Here is a 21,931-nt window from a genome sequence, read left to right as displayed (position 1 = left end):
CACGCCGTTTTGGTGGTTTTCGTGAGTTTCACGCGAACGGCCCGTGCAGCACGGCCCGCGAATGCGGCGCGCCAAAGACCGATGCTGGCAATCCCTGAGGCCATGTCCTGCCTGTCCGTGAACGGGGGCGTTCTAGCACGCGCGGCGCCCGAGTCAACCGGCCCGGCGAAAAGGGGTTGGCAGCCGCCGTTCTCTCGGCTATCTAGCCCCCGCGGTCACATCAGGCACGCCTGAACGCGGAGAGGTGGCAGAGTGGTCGATCGCGCCGCACTCGAAATGCGGAGTACGGGTGACCGTACCGGGGGTTCGAATCCCTCCCTCTCCGCCACTTTAAAGTTGCAAACTCCCAAACACTCCATATGAGCACCGAAATTCCTTTCGGTTTCAAAAAGGTTTGGCGGAGGCGACCGTACTGCTGAGACTGCGTACGAGTCGGAAATCGGTCTCAGAAGCACGTCCGTCTCATTCCGACCGGACTTTCGTGAAATTGGTACGGTCTGAAAATGCTGGGCTAGACCAGTTATTTGGCGTTTTGAGGCGCCCGAACTTTTGTGCGCGTTTCTCTCCCGTTCGGAAGGGATTAGAACTAGTGGAGCGGATCAGGCCCGGAGTATGATCTGGTGGCGCAGCTTGAGACCGTCTTAGCGAACGCCTGCATTTGCCCTGCGGAAATCAGCTGACGCTGTCGTCTTCGATCTTTTCCGAATCGGCAAGCACACCCAATATGCACCTCTCAGTACGCATCGGTGATCTCGGGTGTCGGTAGCAGATCGATTTAAAACCCTTCTCAGCAACATCACACTGAGCCAAGTTCAGCTCGACGACGGGTCAACGAAGAGGGGGAGCGTATGTGCTCCTCTCAACGCAAAATACTATTCGTCGTCCTCAAGTACTGACAACAGCCAGTATGTGGGCTCTTGGGGCAAGTATACGCGGATTAGGCCCCCCAGAGATGTGGATGTCCTGTTCAGGCTACCCTATTCAGTATTTGAGCGTTACGAACTCAAGATTGGCAACAAACAATCCCAGCTTCTTCAAGAGATTAAGTTGGAACTGCAGAAATCGTTTCCCCGAACCGAAATACGTGGGGACGGACCTGTGGTCGCCGTCCCCTTCCAGACCTACTCAGTCGAACTACTGCCTGGTTTCAAGTTGCAGAACGGACAATATTGGATTCCCATAACGACTGGAGGAGGGACATATAAGAACTTCGATCCAGAAGCCGAAAGCAGTCATATTCAAGCGTCGAATTCCAAGTGGAATAACAATACTCGCGACCTAATTCGCATGTTGAAATGTTGGCAGTCGTATTGTTCAGTCCCACTTAAGTCGTTCTATCTCGAGCTCTTGGCTGTCAATTTTTTGGATCAATGGCAGCACGCCGGTCAATCGGCGACCTTCTATGACTGGATGATTCGTGATTTTTTCCTTTGGCTGTCAAAGCAGGGAACAACCACACTGTATGTCCCAGGAACTTACGAACCTATTCGCTTGACGAGCGATTGGGTGTCCAAAGCGCAGAGTGCTTTTGAGCGATCTGCCAAAGCTGCCCACTATGAGAGCGAGGACTCACACATTCTCGCAGGTATCGAATGGCAGAAGATATTCGGAAAGGACATACCGCTCGCATGAATGAATCACTTTCGAATGCACTAAAAACTCTATGCGCGGAGCAGAGAGAGCGTTGTCTCTATAGCTCAACGACGCTTCTCATATGGCTGCGAGCCCTCCGCTACCTGAGAATAGCCTTCGTAGTGGTCCCAATCGTTTTGGGAGCAATTGCAGGGTGGGACCTTCTCAAAGGTAGCAGTAATTATGCAGGACTTACAGCACTGTCGGCTTTGTTGGCCGGGCTGGTGCCAGCGATTTATACTGCTTTGAAGCTCGATGAACATTTGCCTACTGCGGCGCGCTTGGCAGGTGAGTACAAGAATCTGGAGATCGTCTTCGCCGACTTAGAGAGAGCCGGCCCTCACAAGCTTATTGGCGACTTTGAGACGGATTACAGAGCTGCGCGTGAGAGGTTAGAGGCAGCCAACGGTGAATCTTACACTGCCCCTGAGTGGTGCTTTCGACGGGCTCAGAAAAAAATCAAGCATGGCCACTATGACTTTGCGAAAACGTGAAGGTTGTATTGGTTAGTCTGATTGATTAGCCGTGCTCTCTCATGCGATTTGAGCCTTCGCTGAATACCTGATTTTGCTGTTCAGCCCATGATAGGAGTGTGGTGGCGATTAACTCGGGCAGTTTGAGCGAAGGTGGAATGCGCTTCTCTATGAGAATTTCAAGAACTTGCGGCGCCAGATACGACAGTCTCATTGTACGACTAACGAACCGCTCCGTTACAAATTCCATCTTAGCCAGTTCGCCTGCCGTGGCAACTTCCCCGCTCTCCAGCTTCCGCCGCCACGCCCACGCCCGTCCGAGTGCCCTCAGGATGTGAGGAGTCTGGACCCGCACCTGTTGCTCCAGAATATCTTCTGGTGGCAGGATCTTGGGACGACCGTTGCGGCGACGGTTGCTGAGGGGAATGACGACCCGGATGTTGTCGTTGACGCTGGTCATTGTTCTGCAGCCCCCAACGCTGTGCTGACAGTCAATTCCCTGGCCAGCATCGAAATGCCGTTGTTGCGAAGGTCGACTGCAAGGCCGTTGGCGCTGACGGTCACACGGTCGACGAGGAGCCTAACGACACGTGACTGCTCCGCCGGAAACAGCGTCTCCCAGAGGCCATTGAATTTCCGGAGTGCCTCGACCATAGATCTTTCGTCGATACAGCCGTCGCCCTTCCGGCACGCCTCAATGACCCTTGCGACTACGTCGGGCGTCGCAACGAGGCGCCGCAACTCTGCGACTACGGCACCTTCCACCATTGCCGCAGGAAGTCGCGCAGGGCCCGCGCCGTCAGGTATGTCGCGATTCCGCAGCAGATCCATCGAGACATAGTAGTGGTAGAGGCGTTCGCCCTTTCGGGTGGAGGTCGGTGTCATGGCGGTGCCATTGGCGGCGAAGATGATGCCTTTGAGCAGGGCGTGGGTTCCGACGCGGTTCTTGGCCCCTCGGGCGCGGGGGCTTTCCTTCAGGATGGCGTGGACGCTGTCCCACAGGTCCTGGGAGATGATGGCCTCATGTTCGCCGGGGTAAGAGGACCCCTTGTGGACCGCTTCGCCCAGATAGACCCGGTTGTTGATGAGCTTGTAGATGAAGCCCTTGTCGATCTGCTTGCCGCGCTTGTTATGCACCCGTTCGGTCAGCAGTGCCCGCGCCAGCGTGGAGGCAGAGCCCAATACCACGAAGCGCTCGAATATCATCCGGACGGTCTGGGCCTCGGCTTCATTGACCACCAGCTTCCTATCCCTGACGTCATACCCCATGGGAACAAAGCCGCCCATCCACATACCGCGCTTGCGGGAAGCTGCGAACTTGTCCCGAATGCGCTCGCCGATAACCTCCCGCTCGAACTGGGCGAAGGAGAGGAGGATGTTGAGGGTCAAGCGCCCCATCGAAGTTGTGGTGTTGAAGCTCTGGGTGACCGAGACAAAGGTGACGCTGTTCCGGTCGAACACCTCGACCAGCTTTGCGAAGTCCATGAGCGAGCGGCTGAGGCGGTCGATCTTATAAACGACGATCACATCGATGAGGCCGGCCTCGATGTCGGCGAGCAGCTGCTTCAGGGCAGGGCGCTCGAGGGTGCCGCCGGAGAATCCACCATCGTCATAGCGCTCCCGGATGGCTGCCCAGCCCTCCGACCGCTGGCTGGCGACATAGGCCTCGCAGGCCTCGCGCTGGGCGTCGAGGGAGTTGAACTCCATGTCGAGGCCCTCTTCCGAGGACTTGCGGGTATAGATGGCGCAGCGGGAACGTTTCGGCATCTGGACGACGGATGGCTTGCTCATGCCAGCTTCTCCCTCTTCTTCTCGCGCATGCCGAAGAACCGGAAGCCGTTCCAGTTAGTGCCGGTGATTCCCTTGGCAACCGAGGAAAGGGAGCGGTATTTTCGTCCCTGCCATTCATAGCCGTCCCTCATCACCGTCACGGTGTGTTCGGCCCCATCCCACTGACGAACCAGCTTCGTGCCGACAACCGGGTTACGTGGGTCGGCCACCATGCTCTTGCGGGTGATCTTGCCCTCCACCTCATCGGCCAGGAGGTCCAGCACCCTACGCGTTTCCCTGGTGAGGCCGCCATAGGTCAGTTCCTGGATTCGGTACCCGATCCGAAGCTCTAGGAACGCACGGGCATTGTTCGGGGCAGGGGTGCCGAACAGGGCCTCCCACTTCGCCTTAAGCTCCTTGACCGACAGGCGTTGCATGGCGGCCAGCTGGGCCAGCACGGCGTCGTCGGTGCCAGCATCCTCGCCTGGTCGCGGCAGTGCGGTAGCTTTAGGTGTCGTCGCAGATCGCATCATCATCCTCCAACTCGGTTGCGTGGTTTGCGAGGGTGACCACCGCTCTCGGCGGTTGATAAGTCGACAACTGTCTGGGGCCGCGGCGGAGATAAAGAACTGGACTGTGCGGCAAACATGCGGATGAGACCGGCAGCCAGTATATGGCTCACTTCTGCGAGACGGTTGTCCGGGGACATGCGATCCGGATGGAGAATGAACTTCATGCTTCCATAGTAGGAATTGCACCCATCCGTTTTGCCACAAGGTCCCGGGAGGGCAGTTCAAAACCGGCTGCCAGCAGCCCTTGCGTTGAGCAGTATGGATGTCTACATTCCTGGTGTTCCCCAACATGTGAACCGCAGGGCCGTGATCCCTGGCGGGATCGAAGGTCCGAGAGCAGGAGATCTCGATGACCACTATCGTGCTTGTCTCGCAAGCTTATGCCTTTGCCGCGGAGCGGCACACGAGCCAGCGGCGAAAGGGCGTCAGGGAGGAGCCCTATGTCAATCACTTGCTGGAAGTGGCCGCCCTGGTCGCCGCGGCGACGGATGGCTCTGACCTCAACCTGATTGCAGCTGCAGTGCTCCACGACACGATCGAAGACACTGACACCACCCGTACGGAGCTGGAAGGAACGTTCAACCGCGACATCGCGGAACTCGTGGCCGAGGTGACGGACGACAAGAGCCTGCCGAAGCAGAGACGCAAGGACCTTCAGGTCCTGAATACCCCCAAAAAGTCGTCACGCGCAAAGATGATCAAGATCGCCGACAAGATCTCGAACATCCGGTCGCTCGTGAACTCGCCGCCCGGAAACTGGCCCCCGGAGCGCAAGAAGGATTACCTGGACTGGGCGCGGCGGGTGGTCGAAGGCGCCCGCGGGATCAACGCCTGGCTAGACGATGTGTTTGACGAGGCAGCGCGCGAACTCGAAGCCGATCTGCTCGGTGGGAAGCCGGCCGGGACGTAGCCAGCGCCATCAGCAAGTAACCCCGATCACCCTTGAGTAAACCGCATCGCCGGTTATCCACAGCTTGTCCACAGCGGGCTCGTGCGATTGCGCGTTTACTAAAATTCCTATGGACAGGAACCTTCGCTTATGGAACAAAAAAGGAACAAATTTCGTGAGAGGATGCGTTCCATGTCCCCGATCATCGCCTGCTTCCGCCATTCCGCCCTGAGCCATGAGCCGGTGCAGCTGTCCAATCGCGAGATCTGGACTGTGGCCCAGCAGGTGCGGAGACAGCTCCCCGGCGAACCGCTGGCGCGACGACTGGATCTTGCCGCCATGGAGGAGAAGGCCTCGCGGTTCGAGGTGAATGGCATCCGGTACGACGTCCTCTGGGACTTCGACCATGACGTCCGCAATGCCGAGGACGAGGAGGTGCTGGGGGTTACCGAGTACCATGACGCCACGCCGCTCCATGTGCTGGTGTCGATCAACGGGCCCCGCCTGAACACCTCGGAGACCCTGCTCCGCTCCACCGTTGCTCATGAACTGGGCCATGTCGTCTTCGATGCGCCGGTCTGGCTCAGCAGGCCCGGCGAGACCTTCGTGCGGGTCGCCTCGGAGATCAACCCACGCCCGGCCATGGCGTGGAACCCCATGGAAATGCGGGCCAACGAGTTCATGGGAGGTCTTCTCGTGCCAGCACCCCTGATCCGCGTCGACTGGTTGCGTCAAGCCAAGCGCAACCGGCTGCCAATGTCCGAGAAACCATCCCAGGTCATCCCGGGGGCGCCGGCGGTCGATGGCCGCTCGCTCAATCCGGAGCAGGCGATGGAACTGATGTTCGAGCTCGGCGAACTCTATGGGGTTTCCGCTGAATTCATGAGGGTGCGGCTGGCGCGCTACGATCTTCTGCGCACGCCGCGGCCCAGGACGTTTCACTGAGGGGACAGGCCATGGCCTTTGGACAGTGGATCCGCGCCAGGCGCGAGGAAGCCAACATCATGCTGATCGACTTCGCCCGCGACATCAACATCTCGCCGGCCTACTGGTCGCGGATCGAGCGGGGGCTCGAGAAGGCGCCCAAGGACCAGCTGATCATCTCGGCTTGCCGGAGGCTGGGGCTTGGCACCGACCGCGCCTTCATCGAGGCCCAGCGGCTGCCACCCGACATGCAGGACGACATCTCGGTCGCGGTGTCGGTCTACCGGCAGTTCAAGGCGCTGAACCGCTGATCCTCTGAACCACACCACATCCTGACCGATTTCACCGCGGTCTCCGGGCCGCCGAGGGCAGACGTGCATGTGCGCGTTTGCGCATGTGCGCAATCAAGCAATCCCGTGGGGAGGCGGACTTGTCGAATACGGCCACCAGATGTCAGACCACCCGGGAGAACATCAGCCGCCGGGACCTCCAGGTGATGATGACGACCGCCGCCGCGCAGTCACGGAAGTTGGCGCGGTCGCTCAGGCTGTCGCAGGCGGAGCAGGAAGACGCCGAGCAGGACATCCTCGTTATGCTGGTCGAGCGCTGGCACTATTTCGATGATAGCCGCGGCAGCAACGTCGCCTTTGCCATTCGCATCGGCCGGCAGGCCGCACAGGTGATTGCCGACCGTATCGTCGCGGGCTGGGATCGGGAGACCGTCAGTCTCGATGCCTCTCTCGATCCGGACGGCGAGGGTGGCTTGAGCCTCTCCGATACACTTGTGGACGACGCACTTCCCTCCGAGGCGGCGCTGGTCGAGGCAATCGCGGTGAATGATGTGTTGGGTGCCCTTCCGGATGACTATGGGCTGGTCGCCAGTTCCATCCGCGAGACCGATGGCGATGTGGGCGAGGCTCAGCGCCTGTCGCGGCTCTCCTCCAGCGAATTCCACCGCCGTCTTCGCGAACTCCGCTACCGGCTGGTCGCGGTGGATCTCGCACCGCGGCGCTGGCTGATCCGCCCATGACCTCCTGGGAAGACGCGAGGGCCCGCTCGCTACTCTAGGGGCAGAGAGGAACGCCGGGCACGCAAGCTCCGGGACCGCCTCCCTCCGACATCACAGGGTTCAGCGGCCGCAAGCGCCTTGCGGCTGAACGAGAAAGGTTTGACCGATGCTTGCCCGCCCCGACCAGGTACCCCGCCACCATGTTCCAACCCTCTCGGCGATCGTCGAAGAGAATGGCTTCGTCGACTGGCTGATCGACGCCGAGCCCGGAGAGACGCTCGTCTACTACCGCGGCCACCTCTCGCATGACCGCATGCCCTCGGTGAGTGGTCTCACCGACCGCGAGCGCCGCAAGCTCAGCGATGTCGCGGACCGCGTGCTCTCGACCGAATCGATGGGGCTCGTCATCCCGGTCCAGCGCAGGGTCGGAAACCACGACTGGCTTTACCTCGCGGTCCGCACGCGGGGCGCACTCCACGCCCTCCGCCGTCCGACGTCCCCCAGTTCCCGTGGCCGGAGGCTGCAGCATGCTTGAGGCCCAGGACCCTGCAACACGCCTTTCGGGTATCAGGTCGATGAACGTCGGCGAACTGGCTGTCCTTCCCGCCGCGACCCTCGCCAACCTCAAGAGTGAGGTCGAGCAGGTGCTCGAGGAGGCCCAGCGCCTCGACGACAAGCTCGATGCCGCCCTCGACTACCGTTATGGGCCCCGGGCCCGCCAGGCCCGTGCGGCGCTCGAGAAGGACACCGGCACCGTTCGCTTCGAGGACAACGGTTTCGTGGTCGTCGCCGATCTGCCGAAGCGCGTCAAATGGGACCAGCAGCGGCTGAAGGAAGTGGTCGAACTGATCCGCGCCGGCTGGGGCGAGGACCCTGCGGATTATGTGAAGATCAGGTTCGAGGTGTCCGAGCGTGCCTACGAGGCATGGCCGGCCCGCCTCAGGGAACTCTTCGGCGGCGCCCGTACCGTGGAGACGGGACGCCCGAGCTATCACCTTCTCCCGCCTGACCACGGGAGGCGCCTGTGAGCCTGCGCCTCGTCACCGCCGACATGCGGCTCTCGGCCGCCATGGCCAAGACCACGATGACGATTCTCGGACCCAGCGGGGTGGGCAAGACCAGGCTCGCCGTCACGCTGCCAGGCCCCGACACCCTCTGCCTCGACTTCGAGGCGGGCCTCATGTCGGTCCAGGACTGGGATGGTGACAGTATTCCGATCAGGAGCTTCGAGGATGCGCGCGACCTTGCCTGCCTCATCGGCGGGGTGAACCCGGCCGCGGACCCGCAAGGGTACTACTCGGAGGGGCACTATACCCATGTGGCCAGGAGTTACCCGGACCTGGCTCAGCTCGTGACGGCGAAGCGCTACATCTTCGTCGACTCGATTACCGACCTGACACGGCAGGCCATGGCCTGGTCAAAGCAGCAGCCGGAAGCCTTTTCCGATCGGACGGGAAAGCCCGACGTGCGCGGCGCCTATGGCCTGCTCGCCCGCGAGGTGATTACGCTCCTGAAGCATCTCCAGCATGCCGAGGGGAAAACCACTATCTTCGTCGGAATCCTCGAGCAGGTGACGGACGAGTTCAACCGGTCGAACTGGCAGCCACAGCTCGAGGGCGGAAAGGTTGCCCGCGAGCTTCCGGGCATTGTCGACCAGGTCGCCACCTTGGGCCTGTTCGAGCCGGACGGCGACGGCTGGCGGCACGACCCTGCCAAGGGCCGGACCCGCCGCCTCGTCTGTCAGACAGTGAACCCCTATGGCGTTCCCGCCAAGGACCGCTCCGGCAAGCTCGATCTGACCGAGCCTGCCGATCTCTCCATCCTTCTCTCCAAGATCCACTCTCCCCGGAAAGGTTGATCCCCATGACCTATGACATGAACGACGCCCAGCCGCAGGTGATGGGCGAACTGATCCCGGACGGTACCTACGCCCGGGTGGCGATGCATATCCGCAAGGGTGGTGTCGACGGCGCCGGCGACCTCGACAAGGGCCTCCTCAAGGCCTCGAACCAGCCGGGAAGCGATGTCCTGTCGCTCGACTCCGAGTTTACGGTGCTCGAGGGACCCCACGCGCGCCGGAAGTTCTGGCAGGCCTTCACGGTATCGGGCGGCAAGCTCGACGAGGAGGGCCAGTCGATCGGCTGGAAGATCTCGAAGTCGACCTTCCGCGCCATGATCGATAGCGCGCTGGGGCTCAACCCCGAAGACATGAGCGAGGCGGCGAAGGCGAAGCGCGTGCTCAGGGGTCTCTCGGACCTTGACGGTATCAGCTTCGTCGCGAAGATCGCCGTCGAACCGGGCCGCGGCGCCTACCGCGACCAGAACCGGCTCGCCCATGTGGTTCTGCCCACGGCACCCGAATGGCAGAAGGTGATGAATGGCGAGCCTGTCGCCGCGGCGCCGGCCAGCAGTCCGCGGGCGGAGAAACCAGTGACTGAGAAGCCTGCCTGGGGGCAGGGCGGCGCGACAGCCCGCCCTGCTGACCCGAAGCCCTCCTGGGGCGGCGCGCTCAGCGGTGGCGGCGCGGCTCAGCCTGGATCCGCCCCTCCCCGGCCGGCAGCTCCCGCGCAGCCCGCCAGGGCCGCACCGGCGTGGCTCAGCAGCTGAGCCTCGCCCCATGACCGAGGACGAGTGGCAGGCGCATGTGACGCGTGAGGCAGCAAGGGAGATCGGAGGATGGCTCGAGGCAAGAGGCCGGCTCGACCAGCCCATCCGGTCTCTCACCATGCGCGATCTCGAGGCGATCGCCGACAATGTGATCTCCCGCTTCATTGTCCTGGCCTCCCGCAGGATCGCGGCGAAGCCGGAGGAGACAGCCGTGCTCAGGAGCTTCCTGCTGGCGGGCTAGGTCCGTGCGCGCTCTGCGGCCGCGAGGCCCGGGGCTTCGGCTACTGCCGCGAGCTGCGTCGCGACCGCTATCCGCAATACCGCTTCTGCTCGATGCGCTGCCTCGAACAGGGCTCGAGCCTCGCTCTGGAGAACCACGGCATGATCGACAAGACGGATATGGAACAGCGCGCCATTCGCGATGCGCGCGCCTTTCTCGCGGCAACGCTCACCGAACTGGGGCTCATGGAACCCTTCTTCGACCGCTCGCCCGCCGACATCGACCGCATCATCGAGACCTGCGTCGACGGCTTCCAGGATTCCATGCTCCGCCAGTCGGGGCGGGGTGACGTACCCTTCTGAGGCTTGCATGCACCTCGATCTCAATCATGGCTCCGGCTCGATCTACACGGCTGCGGAGCTGCCGCTCAGCGCCCGCGTCAATCAGCTCATCGACCGGGCGCTCCTGGCACAGCATGCCTCGCAGCCCAAGCGCAGCTATCTCGGCGTCAGCCGAATCGGCGAGGCCTGCAGCCGCCGGCTCGTCTACGAATACACCCATACCCCTGAGGATCCCGACAAGGGGTTCTCCGGCCAGGCGCTGCGGATCTTCGCGGCCGGGCACGCCTTCGAGGACCTCTCGATCCACTGGCTGAAGTCAGCAGGCTTCGAACTCCTCACCCAGCGCCGCGACGGCGGTCAGTTCGGCTTCGAGACCGCCGGCGGCCGAATCAGGGGGCATATCGACGGCGTGATCATCGGTGGTCCCGATGTCGGCATCGCATGGCCAGCACTCTTCGAGCACAAGGCGCTCAAGCACAAGTCGTGGTCAGACGTCGTGAAGCGCGGCGTCGAGCTGTCGAAGCCCGTCTATTACGCCCAGCTCCAGCTCTACATGGCCTACATGGAGCTCGGGGTGGCGCTCTTCACCTGCCTGAACAAGGACACGCAGGAGCTCCATCACGAGCAGGTACCCTTTGTGCCCCATGTGGCACAGGTGCTCTCCGACAAGGCCGCCGATATCATCCGTGCCGCCGAGGCCAATGACCTGCCGTCTAGGATCGCCGCCAGTCCGGAATTCCATGTCTGCCGCTTCTGTGCCTTCTCCACGCGCTGCTGGAAGGATGCTGGATGAGCGCGGTACTCATCGATCTCAACGACGTCCAGCCGCCTCGTGCAGGCCGCGCGGCACACTACGACCTCGACCTCGTGGTGCAGCGGCTTCGCGAGACGGCGGAGGCCTGGGTGCCGAAGCTGTTCCCCAATGGCCGGCGCCTAGGCGATGAATGGCGGCTGGCCAACATCGGGGGTGCCGAACCTCGTAGCTACGGATCCTGTGTCATCAGCCTGAAGGGACCGCATGCCGGGGACTGGCATGACTTCGATGGCGACCAGGGCGGAGGTCCCATCAATACGCTGGCGCATGCAACCGGCCTCGATGGCGCAGCCCTCATCGGGGCGGCGGCGGATATGACCGGCGTCCTGGCCGGAATGCCGGAATGGCGGGCGCCGGCAACGACGCCATCTCTGCCGAAGCGCGATGCCGCTCAGGAGATGGCACACATCCAGTCGGGGCTCTTGCCGATCGCAGGTACCCCGGCGGCGCGCTACCTTGCAGGTCGCGGCCTTATCATGCCGGTGGGGGCGGATCTCCGGTATCACCCGGATCTCACGCACTGGGAGGCGAAGGCAGGCTTCGCGGCAATGGTGGGCCTCATCCGCGATCGCTCCGGGACGATTAGCGGGCTGCATCGGACCTGGCTCGAGGAACGTGCCGGCGGAGCCGTGACCAAGGCGTCTGTGCCGAAATCCCGCATGATGTTGGGGAAGGTCGCCGGCGGCGCCGTCAGGCTGGCATCGTTCGCAGGGGAAGGTGCGCTCGGGATCAGCGAGGGCATCGAGACAGGGCTCGCGGTGATGACGGCGTGTCCCGGCCTTCCCGTCTGGGCTACCTTGTCGACGTCCGGCCTGGAGCAGGTGCAGCTGCCTCCCGCTGCCCGCCGGGTCATCATCCTCGCCGACAATGATGCCTCCGGAGCGGGTCTCCGCGCTGCCGAGACGGCGGCACGACGGCTACGCATGGAGGGCAGGGAGGCCGTCATCGCCTTGCCGCCGATGGCCGGTCAGGACTTCAACGACCTGCTGACGGCCTCTGGTGCGGACGCCGTGAAGGCGGCCATCATGCGCGCTCTCCCGAAGGAGGAAGATGCAGCGCCGGAGATCGGGCAGCATCGCCCGCTCAACTATGTGACTGAGCCTGACGACCTGCCGGTTCTCCGCGCCGACGAGGGCGATCTTGCGCGTGCGGTCGAGCGGGTGTGGTCGCTGCTGTTGGCGTCCAACCGCACGCCCTGGCTCTTCCGCTATGCCGGCCAGCCCACCTGGGTGGTGCCTGACGATGAGGGCCGCCCCGTTGCCGCCGCGCTGAATGAGGATCGGCTCCGCCACATGCTGGCACGGCTTGCCGCCTGGGTTCGCCAAAATGCGAAGGGGGAGATGGTCCCCGCGCCGCCGCCACTCGCCGTCGTCAAGTCCGTGCTCGCCACGCCCGATCCCGGTCTCCCGGTGCTCATGGGCATCGTCAACACGCCCGTCTTCGGACGGAATGGCAAGCTCCTCACCAGCCCCGGCTATCATCCCGACGCGCGACTGCTCTATCAGCCGGCGCCGGGCTTTGCCGTGCCTGCCGTTCCCGAGCGCCCCACCTCGAAGCAGATTGCCGAGGCGCGCGCCCTCATCTGCGAGGACCTTCTCGGCGACTTCCCCTTCGTCTCGCCGTCCGAGATGGCGCACGGCGTGGCGCTCCTGCTCCTGGGGTTCCTTCGCTCGATGATCAACGGTCCAACCCCGCTGCATTTGATCGAGAAGCCCACGCCTGGCACCGGCGCCACCCTGATGGTGGATTCGATTGCCACCATTCTCACCGGCTCCGGCGCCAGCGTCATGACCGAAGGTCGGGATGACGAGGAATGGCGGAAGCGCGTCACGGCCAAGCTCCGCCAGGTGCCATCCATCCTGCTCATCGACAATCTGCGCAACAAGCTGGACAGCTCGGCCGTGGCCGCGGCGCTCACGGCTCCGTTCTGGGAGGACCGTATCCTCGGGGCGTCCGAGATGGCGCGGCTTCCGATCCGCTGCGTGTGGATCGCCACTGGCAATAACCCGGAGTTCTCCAACGAGATGGCGCGCCGCCTGATCCGCATCCGTCTCGATGCCCATGTCGAGCGGCCGTGGCAGCGTGGAAGCTTCCGGCATCCTGATCTCATGATTTGGGTGCGCGCCAATCGGGCGCAGCTTGTTGCCGCCTGCCTGACCCTTTGCCAGGCGTGGATTGCCGCTGGCCGCCCGCGAGGGACAAAGACCATCGGCTCCTACGAGAACTGGGCCGGCACCATCGGCGGCATCCTGGAGACCGCCGGCATCGAAGGCTTCCTCGGCAATCTCGACGAGATGATGGCGTCCTCGGATACTGAAGGGAGTGCCTGGGCTGCCTTCGTGACGGGCTGGTGGCATCGCTATGGCACAGCCGAGGTGAAGTCGGCCGATCTCTACGAACTGGCCCTGATGGCCGAGCCGCCGCTGCCGCTCGGCAACGGCAACGATCACTCCCGGCGTATCCGGCTCGGCAAGTCATTGGCGAGGATGCGCGACAGGGTGTTCAAGGTCGGCGTCCATGATCTCCGCCTGGCCGCACTTGGCATCTCTCACCAGGCTCAGCAGTGGAGTCTTCGGATGGCCGGGGAGTGTGGGGAGTGTTTTCCGGAACCGAATCCGGCTGTTAGCGGGGAGTGTTGCGAAGTCGCGGGGAGTGTCCCCACCCAACACTCCCCTCTTCAACCTATTGATCCGCAAGGCTCCGGGGAGTGTGGGGAGTTTTGGGAATGTTTTTCAACACCTACACGCGCGCACGCGCGCGCGTATGAGGAGAAAGGTACGCAGAAACACTCCCCAAACTCCCCACATTCCCCTGGGCTCACAAAATCAGAGGCTTCGCCCGGGGAGAGTGGCGGGGAGTGTGAGGCAGCTCACTCCCCCATGTTCCCTGACCGGAAAGCAGTCCCGGCATGGCTGCGGGAGGTGACGGATGAGTGACATCCGCCTTCCGCGACCGCCCTGACGCAGGCGCCGCCACCCGCCACATCGACAATCCATCTCATTCAAGGAGGCCATCATGATGGTTGCCAACGCCGTCCCTTCGCTCGCGTGCAATGTAACTCCATCCACCCCCTCCATCCTCGCCCTGGACCTCGGCAGCACGACAGGCTGGGCGCTCCGCACCGGGCGTTGCCGCATCCTCCACGGCACCGCCGAGTTCCGGCCCACCCGCTTCGAGGGCGGCGGCATGCGCTATCTCCGCTTCGGCAAGTGGCTCGATCAGACGCTCGCGGTGAGCGGCGGTCTCGACACTGTCGTCTTCGAGGAGGTTCGCCGGCACATCGGCACGGATGCCGCCCACATCTACGGGGGCTTCCTCGCGGCACTGAGCAGCTGGTGCGAGGCTCAAGCTATCCCCTACCAGGGTGTCCCCGTCGGCACCATCAAGCGCTTCGCCACGGGCAAGGGCAATGCCGACAAGCAGGCAATGATCGCCGCCGTCCGCGAGCGCGGTTTCGAGCCTGCCGATGATAATGAGGCCGATGCCATTGCCATTCTGCTCTGGGCCATCGAGACCCGGGGAGGTGTGGCATGAGCAGACCTGCCGAGCAGTTCCTGAAACACGTCGCCAATGTCATTGCCGAGCGCGGCAGCGAGTACGGCGAGGCCGCTGGCTCCATGGCGGCGGTTGCCAGCCGGTGGTCGGTCACGCTGGGCCGCGAGATCACCGCCGCCCAGGTGGTCCTTTGCCTTCTCGATCTCAAACTCGCCCGCCTCGCCCATGACCCGGCGCACGAGGATTCCGCAGTCGATGTCTGCGGTTACGCGGCACTCCTCGCCGAAATTGCGAACACGCCCGAAGCGGAAGGACACTGACCCATGGCACCTGGACGCAAAAGAAAGCCGGGCAGGCGTTACCCCTGTGGCAAGCGCACCCGCGAGGAAACCGAGCGCGAGGCCATGAGCACGGTGATCGAGGCCCGCCGCCGGCACTTCGGGGTGACAGCGAAGCAGGCCACTGACGAACGGCTTGGGTCAGCCCTTGGCCGTCTCGCTTTCCGCGAATTGATCAGCGAGAAGCAGTACCAGGCAGGCATGGCTTTTGCCGAGCTCTACAAGCACCACCACGGGGTGCTCGGTCTCCCGGCCCCCAGCCCCCGGTCCATCGCAGGCCTGCTGATCAACGAGGGGATCTTTGGGGGCAGCGTTGGAGAACCGGATGGGAGTGTCGTGCAAAGATTGAGGCGTCGTTTCAACGATGCCACCGGCGCACTTGACGCTTGTGACCGCGACCACCGGATGTCATTGGGCAGGCGGCCGACACTGCTGGTCTACCGCGTCATCTGCACCGACGAAGACGCCATGCGGTGGCAGAAAGAGGACATCGGCAACTTGAGAGTGGCGTTGAACGCACTGGTGCGGCTGTTCCGTCTGTGAGGCGCGAGGGATTCGGAAGAGCCATGCAGTGGCGTGGCTCTCCTGCCTGTTAGGCGAGTGCATTGAGCTGCGAGCCACATCCTGCTAGGTTCTGGCCTGCGGTTTTTCCTCACCCCTTGCGCCTGGATACTGAACGTAACCCGCAAAGGACGACTTGAATGGATAACCATCTCATCCACATGGCCAATGATATTGCCACGTTCCACCAGTCTTATCCGGAAGACGAGGCAACTCAGATGGTTGCGGAGCACATCAACAAGAACTGGGCTCCATCCATGCGGCAGAAGCTGTTCGAAGAGTTTCACGACCACCCAACGGTGTTTAACAACCTCATCGGCAAAAGCCTGCTGCAGATCAACTGCGAGAAGTACAATCCGATCAAGACACGGTTTCGGGAGAAGGACGGCACCGGGGGCTGAGAGAACTGGCAGCCTCTCGCAATCAGGAAAGCTCCACATTGGATATTCCAAGAATCTTCAACATCTCGGAAAGCGCTCACCGCATACACAATCCGTTCTCACAGGAGAAGCTCGCGATCCTGGGCGTTGCCTTACGGATGGCTTCAGGCTCGCGAATACTCGATCTCGGTAGCGGTTCAGGCGAAATGCTGTGCACATGGGCCCGCGATTTTGGCATCACGGGCACCGGGGTCGACAAGAGCAGGCTGTTCACCCAACAGGCCGAGCGCCGGGCCGCTGCACTCGGCGTGGCTGACAAGGTCCGCTTCATTCACGGCGACGCTGCCGGCTACGTCTCGGACGAGAAGGTCGATGTGGCGGCTTGTGTGGGTGCTACATGGATAGGCGGCGGGGTGGCCGGCACTATCGAGCTTCTTGCGCGTAGCCTTCGCACCTACGGCGTCATCCTCATCGGAGAACCATTCTGGCGGCAACTGCCGCCTACCCAGGAAATCGCCCAGCAGTGTCTTGCAGAATCGGTTTCGGATTTTCTGACGCTCCCAGAGCTTCTCAAATCTCTCTCTGACCTTGGTCACGACGTCGTCGAAATGGTGCTCGCTGACGAGGATAGCTGGGACAGGTACGAAGCAGCCAAATGGCTCACCATGCGGCGGTGGCTGGACGCCAACCCGCACGACGAACTTGCCTCAGAGGTGAGAGGCAAGCTGGCTACGGAACCCCAACGCTACGCGACCTACACGCGGGAATATTTGGGATGGGGTGTGTTTGCCCTTATGAAGCGGTGAGAGAGAGTTTGTAACTCGACTGCCAGGTGAGAGATTCTGGCAACAAAATTATGCCAGTATATTTCCTTACTTGAAATCTTCTCTTGACGCCATCCTGCGAGGCGGCTAAAAGTTCCGTTATTGGACGATCAGAAATGCGCCTGGAGATGAGTTCTCCGGGCGCTTTCCATTTGGAGGCTGATCATGAGAGTCCGCTTTCTCGAGGCAGACGATGTCAGGATCCGCTTCGAAGTTGCGTGCCATCGGGTCGGCGAAGGTGAAGCCCGCCGCGCGTTCTCAATGGCCCTCAACAAGGAAGGCCGCAAGTCGTTCACACAGCTGCGCCGTTCGCTTGTCCAGCAGTCCTCCATTCCGCGTGGTGCCGTCAACGCTGCCACACGATTTCAGTCCTCGACGCGCGGCACGATGGCCACGGTCACGTCGGGTACTGGGCGCCACCTGCCGCTGTCGTTCTTCGGCTCGAAGCAGTTCTCCTACGGCGTGCGCGCGAAGATCTGGGGCAGGGCGCAGACCTTCCGCTCGGCCTTCGTAGTGAAGCGCTACGACAATGGCGTCTTCAAGCGCACCAGCAAGGCGCGCTTTCCGATCGAGCAGCTGTGGGGACCGTCGGTGCCCAAGGAGATGCTGCGCGCCCAGGCCTATGCCGCTTGGCAGGACCAGAACCCGCGCATCCTGACCGAGTCGTCGCGCTTGATCGCATTGATGCTGAGCGGTGCTCAGCTGGGTGGCCGGCGGCTGGGAGCAAAGCCGCCTTGAGGGGCGGGGGCGGGGTAGGAGCCCCATTTGCAACCAGAGAAGAGCGCGGCCGCCGCAGCCCGGTTTTCGAGCGTTTTTCTGCTTTTGATTTTTCCGTTTTGTTTTGACTCGCACGCGCGGAAAGGCCCGGAAAATGGGCATTTCGATCGAGAGTTAGGGGTCCGATGATCGTCACCGATATGCCGGTGGAGAAGCTGGTCCCCTATGCTCGCAACCCCCGTAACAACACCGCCGCCATCGATGCCGTGAAGGCGTCCATTGCCGAGTTCGGTTTCCGCCAGCCCATCGTGGTCGACGAGAAGCTGGTGGTGATCGTCGGCCACACCCGGCTTGAGGCCGCCAAGCAGCTGGGGCTGAAGACCGTGCCGGTCCATGTAGCGGAGGGCCTCAGCCCGGCGCAGGCCAAGGCCTACCGTCTGATGGACAACCGCTCGCACGAGAATGCCGAGTGGGACGATGAACTTCTCCGGCTGGAATTCGGCGACCTGAAGCTCGACGATTTCGATCTTGCGCTGACCGGCTTCGTCTCCGACGAGCTCGACAAGCTGCTCGGCGCCGAGCAGATCGAGGGTCTCACCGATCCAGATGAGGCACCCGAGGTTCCCGCCAAAGCTGTCAGCAAGCCGGGCGACCTCTGGATCCTCGGCGGCCACCGGGTCCTCTGCGGTGACTCCACCGTGATGACGGATGTCGAGAAGCTGATGGGCGGCCAGCTCGCCGACATGGCGGTGACGGATCCGCCCTACAACGTCGATTACGGGAATTCGGCCAAGGACAAGATGCGCGGCAAGGACCGCCGCATCCTCAATGACGCCCTGGGCAAGGGCTTCCACCAGTTCCTCTACGATACCTGCGTCAACCTGCTGATGGTGACCAAGGGGGCCTGCTACATCTGCATGAGCTCATCCGAGCTCCATACGCTGCAGAAGGCCTTCACCGAGGCCGGCGGCAAGTGGTCGACGTTCATCATCTGGGCGAAGAACACCTTCACGCTGGGCCGTGCTGACTACCAGCGCCAGTACGAGCCGATCCTCTACGGCTGGAGGGAGGGCAGCCAGCATTACTGGTGCGGCGCCCGTGATCAGGGTGATGTCTGGTTCGTCGACAAGCCTCGCATCAACGATCTCCATCCCACAATGAAGCCGGTGGAGCTCATCGAACGTGCCATCACCAATTCCTCCAAGAGCCGCGATATCGTCCTGGACCTCTTCGGTGGTTCAGGCACCACGCTCATCGCCGCCGAACGGACGGGTCGTTCAGCGCGGCTCCTCGAGCTGGACCCCAAGTACACCGACGTCATCGTCGAGCGTTGGCAGAATTTTACAGGAGGAGTGGCGGTTTTGGAAGGCGAGGATCGGACCTTCGACGACCTGAAAGCGATTCGTGGATCAGAAGCGAATGTGCGCGGGCGCAACGGGCCAGAACAGCCAGAGCAGTAATCCGGCAGCGATGAGCCAGAGTGCGACAATTACTGCAAGCCCAGCTCGACTTGCGGGCCGCAATCGGACCGCAGCTGCCTTCTCCCGGAATTCCGCCATGAGCTCGGGCGGGACCAGGCGGACCACCAGAAGTATGCCGAGCGGCAGAAGGATGAGATCGTCCAGGTACCCGAGCACAGGAATGAAGTCAGGAATGAGGTCAATGGGGGAGAGCGCGTAGGCTGCAATGCCCGCTGCAATCACCTTGGCATGCCAAGGGGTTCTTGGATCACCTGCGGCGATCCAGACCGCCACGACATCGCGTTTGACATGGCGGGCCCAAGCCTTTGCTTGCTGCAGCATTCTGCTCTTCTATGCCGAGGCTGTGCACGGCACAAGTGACGGCCTTGGACAGGATCACGTGAGCGCGGGCAGGATTACCGCAAATAATGCTTCTTGAATGAAGACGGCCGAACCTTTGGCAAGCTGAGGACGGCATAGAAGCTGAGTCGAAGGATGGTACCCGATGCAGTCGCGTTGGATGTTCTTCATGGAGGCGGTGACGAACATTGTGGTGGGTTATGGCCTCGCGGTTCTGACGCAGGTCATCGCTTTCCCACTCTTCGGCTGCATGCACCGATGAGAATCTTATCTTTGCCCGTTCACAATGACGTCCCTGATTGGGGGATACGCGATCGGCCGGCAGTTCAACTCGGCGTGGATGGCGCGGCTGACAAAGCCAACTCTCAAAAACACTCACCAAGCCTGCTGGGATCTAGAAACGAAACGCTTCCGGAATGGGGGTGAAGGATGCCGGTCTACGGGCCGTCAGCGTCCGTGATCACTTTCAGATGACAGGCCACGTATGTTGTACGTGAGACCGCTTGGCAGTGAAGCAGTCCTCACTCTCTCTCCGCATCAGTTTTGCCGCCCCACACCGTGCTGGCGAGGGAGCGGGCGATGTGATGCTGGATGGCGGCAGCGAGCGCGATGGCGGGGAGCGCCATGAATACCGACGCGGCCGCCATGTGGGAGAGCTCCTCGGCGTCCCCGCCGGCCTGGGCCTCCTTGATGGAGATCTGGCCCGCCATCCAGAGCGTGAGGGTCTGAGCATGCCCCGATGTTAGATAGGCGGCGAAGAGATACTCGTTCCAGCACAGCAGGAAGATGACCAGGCCCGTGAACGCCAGGGGCCCGCGCAACATGGGGAAAAGGATCCCGAAACAGATCTCGAAGTGAGAGGCGCCATCGATCTGGGCGGCCTCTTCTTCCGGGGTTGCACGCGTACCGAACACTGGCACGAGCAGCAGAAGAGCCACAGGCAGGTTGAAGGCTGTGTAGACGCCGATGAGGAGCCCCCGAGTGTCGAAGAGACCGGACGCTTGGGCCATCATATAGAGTGGAAGCGCCACCAGCACGGGCGGAACGAGTCTGGTGGCCAGAATGATGACGATCAGCGGCCGCTGCAGAAGACCCGGCCATCGCCGCCGCACCGGAAAGCGGGTGATGCCATAAATCGCGAGGCCTGAAATGACGACTGCCGCAATGGCGGCCGTGCCGGCCGACAGGAGGGAGTTGAGAAAGCTCCAGACGAGACTATCTGCAGGGTCCCCTAGGATGAAGCGCCATGCGGCGAGACTCGGCATGAAGTCGAGGAAGGGAACATAGCTGGGCGCGCGCGCCAGATCGCCGACTGACTTGATCGAGGCAAGCCCGAGCCAGTACAGCGGGAACAGGCAGACGACCGCCCATGTCCAGAGCGCTGCGTAGATAGCAATCCGGCTGGGCGAGAAGCGCCTGTAGAATCTTGACATCCATCCTCCAGTGGCACGCCGAACCGATAACATTACTCCGGTTCTGCGGTAAATTCCGTAGTCAGCATCGTGCATCCCTCAGATCGGAAACAGCCATGTCCGACCCGGCCACGCTCCGCGCGGATGGGTCATGGCCCACCTCTCGCGAAAGCCAGTTTGCGAACCCATTGGGTCAGGGTCGGGAAACCGCACAGAGACCTGGACTGACACAACCAGCTGCCCCGCTGGCGGCTTCATTGTTTTCGACGCGGGGCGTCAGTTGCTGGCTTTGTACACTCGCCCTCTGGTCTCGTCTTTCTCGGAGTCGATAGCGAGGCCGAGCTTCTTCTTGAGGGCTCCCGCGAAGAATCCTCGTATGCTGTGGCTGGCCCATGCGGTGGCTTCGGCGATTTCCGCGATGGTCGCGCCCTCTGGGCGGCGAAGCATTCCGATCACCAGCGCCTGCTTCGTGCCCTCGCGGATGTTGCGCTCGGCGGTGGCAGGCTTTAGATCTGATTTCCGAGCCTTGCTCTTCAGAGGCTCTGCCTCGATGCCGATGGCGGTCAACCCTGCCTCGGTGATGAGCAGGCTGAGTCCCTGACCCTCATCGCTCTCGCGCCAGACGGGATCGCCAAGCTTGCGGTTGGCCTTCACCTCCCTGAGGAGGCCCTTGTCGACCATTGCGTTCACAACTTTGCGGGCGGCACCGCCCTTGAGGCTTTTGGGCAGCGGCAGAGCGAGGCGGTCGGTGCGCTGTGAGGCGGCGCTGAGGATCACGCGCTGGGTATCCGTGAGTTTGGTCATGGGTCTGCTCCGTGAGTTCATGGGCCGGAATGATCTCCGGCTCCTACGACCCCGGGCCCCGCGCACGAGGCGGGGTAGAGCAGTTGGCTTGGTGGCCGCAGTTACTCGGCGTGCTCCCCTTCCCGGAAGGCGGCGTTGGTGATGCGTCGCAGGTGGCGGGCATAGTCCTCGAGGGTCCCCACATCGCCCCAGTTCACCCGGTCCGGGTCGGCGCAGAAGTGGTCGGCGCTCAGTATCGCGAGCCTCGCCAGCATGGCGTCGATCTCGGCTTTCTTGGCAAGGAACGCGGTCAATGCTGTGCAATTGTTTTTGGAGAGGCGGTGCATGGT

General features: G+C 62.3%; 28 protein-coding genes and 1 tRNA gene. 22 read left to right on the top strand and 7 right to left on the bottom strand.

Annotated features, from left to right (window positions below; genetic code table 11):
• Positions 1 to 238: 238 nt before the first annotated feature.
• The 3 genes from ACK4HL_RS00510 to ACK4HL_RS00500 all read left to right on the top strand — a co-directional run bounded on the left by ACK4HL_RS00510 (position 239) and on the right by ACK4HL_RS00500 (position 2,126).
• A tRNA-Ser gene (locus tag ACK4HL_RS00510) sits at positions 239 to 328 on the top strand.
• Positions 329 to 756: 428 nt separating this feature from the next.
• Positions 757 to 1,632 carry an SMODS domain-containing nucleotidyltransferase gene (locus ACK4HL_RS00505; RefSeq protein WP_409755472.1) on the top strand — a complete coding sequence of 292 codons (876 nt, stop codon included), beginning with the start codon at positions 757 to 759 and terminating at the stop codon, positions 1,630 to 1,632.
• Positions 1,629 to 2,126, top strand: a complete 498-nt coding sequence (locus ACK4HL_RS00500) for a hypothetical protein (RefSeq protein WP_409755469.1) — start codon at positions 1,629 to 1,631, stop codon at positions 2,124 to 2,126. The genes ACK4HL_RS00505 and ACK4HL_RS00500 overlap by 4 nt, the downstream gene beginning before the upstream one ends.
• A gap of 25 nt (positions 2,127 to 2,151) precedes the next feature.
• Here the strand turns inward: ACK4HL_RS00500 and ACK4HL_RS00495 are convergent, their stop codons facing one another.
• From ACK4HL_RS00495 to ACK4HL_RS00485, 3 genes are read right to left on the bottom strand one after another with little or no spacing between them, the layout of a single operon-like run.
• Positions 2,152 to 2,565, bottom strand: coding sequence for a hypothetical protein (locus tag ACK4HL_RS00495; protein WP_409755467.1), 414 nt, complete (start codon positions 2,563 to 2,565; stop codon positions 2,152 to 2,154).
• Positions 2,562 to 3,896 carry a recombinase family protein gene (locus ACK4HL_RS00490; RefSeq protein WP_409755464.1) on the bottom strand — a complete coding sequence of 445 codons (1,335 nt, stop codon included), beginning with the start codon at positions 3,894 to 3,896 and terminating at the stop codon, positions 2,562 to 2,564. Before ACK4HL_RS00490 ends, ACK4HL_RS00495 begins: the two co-directional genes overlap by 4 nt.
• Positions 3,893 to 4,405: a DUF2924 domain-containing protein gene (locus ACK4HL_RS00485; RefSeq protein ID WP_409755461.1), complete on the bottom strand. Its 513-nt coding sequence runs from the start codon at positions 4,403 to 4,405 to the stop codon at positions 3,893 to 3,895. Before ACK4HL_RS00485 ends, ACK4HL_RS00490 begins: the two co-directional genes overlap by 4 nt.
• A 391-nt stretch (positions 4,406 to 4,796) precedes the next feature.
• Between ACK4HL_RS00485 and ACK4HL_RS00480 the strand changes: the two genes are divergently transcribed.
• The 19 genes from ACK4HL_RS00480 to ACK4HL_RS00390 all read left to right on the top strand — a co-directional run bounded on the left by ACK4HL_RS00480 (position 4,797) and on the right by ACK4HL_RS00390 (position 19,026).
• On the top strand, positions 4,797 to 5,357 hold the full coding sequence (locus tag ACK4HL_RS00480) for an HD domain-containing protein (protein ID WP_409755458.1): 561 nt from the start codon (positions 4,797 to 4,799) through the stop codon (positions 5,355 to 5,357).
• A gap of 171 nt (positions 5,358 to 5,528) precedes the next feature.
• The gene (locus ACK4HL_RS00475; RefSeq protein WP_409755455.1) at positions 5,529 to 6,281 is read left to right on the top strand and encodes an ImmA/IrrE family metallo-endopeptidase; all 753 of its coding nucleotides are present in this window, start codon (positions 5,529 to 5,531) and stop codon (positions 6,279 to 6,281) included.
• Positions 6,282 to 6,292: 11 nt separating this feature from the next.
• Positions 6,293 to 6,571, top strand: coding sequence for a helix-turn-helix domain-containing protein (locus ACK4HL_RS00470; RefSeq protein WP_409755452.1), 279 nt, complete (start codon positions 6,293 to 6,295; stop codon positions 6,569 to 6,571).
• Positions 6,572 to 6,690: 119 nt separating this feature from the next.
• Entirely contained in the window at positions 6,691 to 7,290 is a 600-nt protein-coding gene (locus ACK4HL_RS00465; RefSeq protein WP_409755449.1) for a sigma factor, read from the top strand.
• A gap of 145 nt (positions 7,291 to 7,435) precedes the next feature.
• Positions 7,436 to 7,804, top strand: coding sequence for a hypothetical protein (locus tag ACK4HL_RS00460; RefSeq protein WP_409755447.1), 369 nt, complete (start codon positions 7,436 to 7,438; stop codon positions 7,802 to 7,804).
• Positions 7,797 to 8,297: a hypothetical protein gene (locus ACK4HL_RS00455; RefSeq protein ID WP_409755444.1), complete on the top strand. Its 501-nt coding sequence runs from the start codon at positions 7,797 to 7,799 to the stop codon at positions 8,295 to 8,297. Before ACK4HL_RS00460 ends, ACK4HL_RS00455 begins: the two co-directional genes overlap by 8 nt.
• Positions 8,294 to 9,127, top strand: coding sequence for an ATP-binding protein (locus tag ACK4HL_RS00450; protein WP_409755441.1), 834 nt, complete (start codon positions 8,294 to 8,296; stop codon positions 9,125 to 9,127). The genes ACK4HL_RS00455 and ACK4HL_RS00450 overlap by 4 nt, the downstream gene beginning before the upstream one ends.
• Positions 9,128 to 9,132: 5 nt before the next feature.
• Positions 9,133 to 9,876, top strand: coding sequence for a hypothetical protein (locus tag ACK4HL_RS00445; RefSeq protein ID WP_409755438.1), 744 nt, complete (start codon positions 9,133 to 9,135; stop codon positions 9,874 to 9,876).
• Between the two features lie 10 nt (positions 9,877 to 9,886).
• Entirely contained in the window at positions 9,887 to 10,117 is a 231-nt protein-coding gene (locus ACK4HL_RS00440) for a hypothetical protein (RefSeq protein ID WP_409755435.1), read from the top strand.
• Positions 10,118 to 10,209: 92 nt separating this feature from the next.
• The gene (locus ACK4HL_RS00435; protein ID WP_409755432.1) at positions 10,210 to 10,458 is read left to right on the top strand and encodes a DUF6511 domain-containing protein; all 249 of its coding nucleotides are present in this window, start codon (positions 10,210 to 10,212) and stop codon (positions 10,456 to 10,458) included.
• Between the two features lie 7 nt (positions 10,459 to 10,465).
• On the top strand, positions 10,466 to 11,230 hold the full coding sequence (locus ACK4HL_RS00430) for a hypothetical protein (protein ID WP_409755429.1): 765 nt from the start codon (positions 10,466 to 10,468) through the stop codon (positions 11,228 to 11,230).
• Positions 11,227 to 14,187: a toprim domain-containing protein gene (locus ACK4HL_RS00425; protein ID WP_409755426.1), complete on the top strand. Its 2,961-nt coding sequence runs from the start codon at positions 11,227 to 11,229 to the stop codon at positions 14,185 to 14,187. Before ACK4HL_RS00430 ends, ACK4HL_RS00425 begins: the two co-directional genes overlap by 4 nt.
• Positions 14,188 to 14,266: 79 nt before the next feature.
• The gene (locus ACK4HL_RS00420; RefSeq protein ID WP_409755423.1) at positions 14,267 to 14,785 is read left to right on the top strand and encodes a crossover junction endodeoxyribonuclease RuvC; all 519 of its coding nucleotides are present in this window, start codon (positions 14,267 to 14,269) and stop codon (positions 14,783 to 14,785) included.
• On the top strand, positions 14,782 to 15,066 hold the full coding sequence (locus ACK4HL_RS00415) for a DUF6378 domain-containing protein (RefSeq protein ID WP_409755420.1): 285 nt from the start codon (positions 14,782 to 14,784) through the stop codon (positions 15,064 to 15,066). Before ACK4HL_RS00420 ends, ACK4HL_RS00415 begins: the two co-directional genes overlap by 4 nt.
• 3 nt (positions 15,067 to 15,069) lie before the next feature.
• Positions 15,070 to 15,627 (top strand): hypothetical protein, encoded by a 558-nt coding sequence (locus tag ACK4HL_RS00410; RefSeq protein WP_409755417.1) that lies wholly within the window; start codon positions 15,070 to 15,072, stop codon positions 15,625 to 15,627.
• Between the two features lie 158 nt (positions 15,628 to 15,785).
• Positions 15,786 to 16,046: a formate dehydrogenase subunit delta gene (locus tag ACK4HL_RS00405; RefSeq protein WP_409755414.1), complete on the top strand. Its 261-nt coding sequence runs from the start codon at positions 15,786 to 15,788 to the stop codon at positions 16,044 to 16,046.
• Between the two features lie 38 nt (positions 16,047 to 16,084).
• The gene (locus tag ACK4HL_RS00400) at positions 16,085 to 16,831 is read left to right on the top strand and encodes an SAM-dependent methyltransferase (protein ID WP_409755411.1); all 747 of its coding nucleotides are present in this window, start codon (positions 16,085 to 16,087) and stop codon (positions 16,829 to 16,831) included.
• A 183-nt stretch (positions 16,832 to 17,014) separates the two neighbouring features.
• Positions 17,015 to 17,587 (top strand): hypothetical protein, encoded by a 573-nt coding sequence (locus tag ACK4HL_RS00395; protein ID WP_409755409.1) that lies wholly within the window; start codon positions 17,015 to 17,017, stop codon positions 17,585 to 17,587.
• A gap of 164 nt (positions 17,588 to 17,751) precedes the next feature.
• The gene (locus ACK4HL_RS00390; RefSeq protein WP_409755406.1) at positions 17,752 to 19,026 is read left to right on the top strand and encodes a DNA modification methylase; all 1,275 of its coding nucleotides are present in this window, start codon (positions 17,752 to 17,754) and stop codon (positions 19,024 to 19,026) included.
• Here the strand turns inward: ACK4HL_RS00390 and ACK4HL_RS00385 are convergent.
• The 4 genes from ACK4HL_RS00385 to ACK4HL_RS00370 form a co-directional block, all read right to left on the bottom strand.
• On the bottom strand, positions 18,976 to 19,368 hold the full coding sequence (locus ACK4HL_RS00385) for a YkvA family protein (protein WP_409755403.1): 393 nt from the start codon (positions 19,366 to 19,368) through the stop codon (positions 18,976 to 18,978). The genes ACK4HL_RS00390 and ACK4HL_RS00385 overlap by 51 nt on opposite strands.
• Positions 19,369 to 19,907: 539 nt before the next feature.
• Entirely contained in the window at positions 19,908 to 20,819 is a 912-nt protein-coding gene (locus ACK4HL_RS00380) for a carbohydrate ABC transporter permease (protein WP_409755400.1), read from the bottom strand.
• 255 nt (positions 20,820 to 21,074) lie between these two features.
• Positions 21,075 to 21,575: a DUF3489 domain-containing protein gene (locus ACK4HL_RS00375; RefSeq protein WP_409755397.1), complete on the bottom strand. Its 501-nt coding sequence runs from the start codon at positions 21,573 to 21,575 to the stop codon at positions 21,075 to 21,077.
• A 128-nt stretch (positions 21,576 to 21,703) separates the two neighbouring features.
• Positions 21,704 to 21,895, bottom strand: coding sequence for a hypothetical protein (locus tag ACK4HL_RS00370; RefSeq protein ID WP_409755394.1), 192 nt, complete (start codon positions 21,893 to 21,895; stop codon positions 21,704 to 21,706).
• Positions 21,896 to 21,931: the final 36 nt, after the last annotated feature.

The sequence above is a fragment of the Aestuariivirga sp. genome, assembly GCF_046294715.1.
In the GTDB taxonomy this organism is placed as follows: domain Bacteria; phylum Pseudomonadota; class Alphaproteobacteria; order Rhizobiales; family Aestuariivirgaceae; genus Aestuariivirga.
This window is presented reverse-complemented; position numbering and strand designations above follow the sequence as displayed.

Excerpts from the sequence above, each read along its gene's own strand:
- ACK4HL_RS00500 (WP_409755469.1), top strand. The coding sequence starts at position 1,629 with ATGAATGAATCACTTTCGAATGCACTAAAAACTCTATGCGCGGAGCAG.
- ACK4HL_RS00495 (WP_409755467.1), bottom strand. The coding sequence starts at position 2,565 with ATGACCAGCGTCAACGACAACATCCGGGTCGTCATTCCCCTCAGCAAC.
- ACK4HL_RS00490 (WP_409755464.1), bottom strand. The coding sequence starts at position 3,896 with ATGAGCAAGCCATCCGTCGTCCAGATGCCGAAACGTTCCCGCTGCGCC.
- ACK4HL_RS00485 (WP_409755461.1), bottom strand. The coding sequence starts at position 4,405 with ATGCGATCTGCGACGACACCTAAAGCTACCGCACTGCCGCGACCAGGC.
- ACK4HL_RS00480 (WP_409755458.1), top strand. The coding sequence starts at position 4,797 with ATGACCACTATCGTGCTTGTCTCGCAAGCTTATGCCTTTGCCGCGGAG.
- ACK4HL_RS00475 (WP_409755455.1), top strand. The coding sequence starts at position 5,529 with ATGTCCCCGATCATCGCCTGCTTCCGCCATTCCGCCCTGAGCCATGAG.
- ACK4HL_RS00470 (WP_409755452.1), top strand. The coding sequence starts at position 6,293 with ATGGCCTTTGGACAGTGGATCCGCGCCAGGCGCGAGGAAGCCAACATC.
- ACK4HL_RS00460 (WP_409755447.1), top strand. The coding sequence starts at position 7,436 with ATGCTTGCCCGCCCCGACCAGGTACCCCGCCACCATGTTCCAACCCTC.
- ACK4HL_RS00455 (WP_409755444.1), top strand. The coding sequence starts at position 7,797 with ATGCTTGAGGCCCAGGACCCTGCAACACGCCTTTCGGGTATCAGGTCG.
- ACK4HL_RS00445 (WP_409755438.1), top strand. The coding sequence starts at position 9,133 with ATGACCTATGACATGAACGACGCCCAGCCGCAGGTGATGGGCGAACTG.
- ACK4HL_RS00440 (WP_409755435.1), top strand. The coding sequence starts at position 9,887 with ATGACCGAGGACGAGTGGCAGGCGCATGTGACGCGTGAGGCAGCAAGG.
- ACK4HL_RS00435 (WP_409755432.1), top strand. The coding sequence starts at position 10,210 with ATGCGCTGCCTCGAACAGGGCTCGAGCCTCGCTCTGGAGAACCACGGC.
- ACK4HL_RS00430 (WP_409755429.1), top strand. The coding sequence starts at position 10,466 with ATGCACCTCGATCTCAATCATGGCTCCGGCTCGATCTACACGGCTGCG.
- ACK4HL_RS00425 (WP_409755426.1), top strand. The coding sequence starts at position 11,227 with ATGAGCGCGGTACTCATCGATCTCAACGACGTCCAGCCGCCTCGTGCA.
- ACK4HL_RS00420 (WP_409755423.1), top strand. The coding sequence starts at position 14,267 with ATGATGGTTGCCAACGCCGTCCCTTCGCTCGCGTGCAATGTAACTCCA.
- ACK4HL_RS00415 (WP_409755420.1), top strand. The coding sequence starts at position 14,782 with ATGAGCAGACCTGCCGAGCAGTTCCTGAAACACGTCGCCAATGTCATT.
- ACK4HL_RS00410 (WP_409755417.1), top strand. The coding sequence starts at position 15,070 with ATGGCACCTGGACGCAAAAGAAAGCCGGGCAGGCGTTACCCCTGTGGC.
- ACK4HL_RS00405 (WP_409755414.1), top strand. The coding sequence starts at position 15,786 with ATGGATAACCATCTCATCCACATGGCCAATGATATTGCCACGTTCCAC.
- ACK4HL_RS00395 (WP_409755409.1), top strand. The coding sequence starts at position 17,015 with ATGAGAGTCCGCTTTCTCGAGGCAGACGATGTCAGGATCCGCTTCGAA.
- ACK4HL_RS00390 (WP_409755406.1), top strand. The coding sequence starts at position 17,752 with ATGATCGTCACCGATATGCCGGTGGAGAAGCTGGTCCCCTATGCTCGC.
- ACK4HL_RS00385 (WP_409755403.1), bottom strand. The coding sequence starts at position 19,368 with ATGCTGCAGCAAGCAAAGGCTTGGGCCCGCCATGTCAAACGCGATGTC.
- ACK4HL_RS00380 (WP_409755400.1), bottom strand. The coding sequence starts at position 20,819 with ATGTCAAGATTCTACAGGCGCTTCTCGCCCAGCCGGATTGCTATCTAC.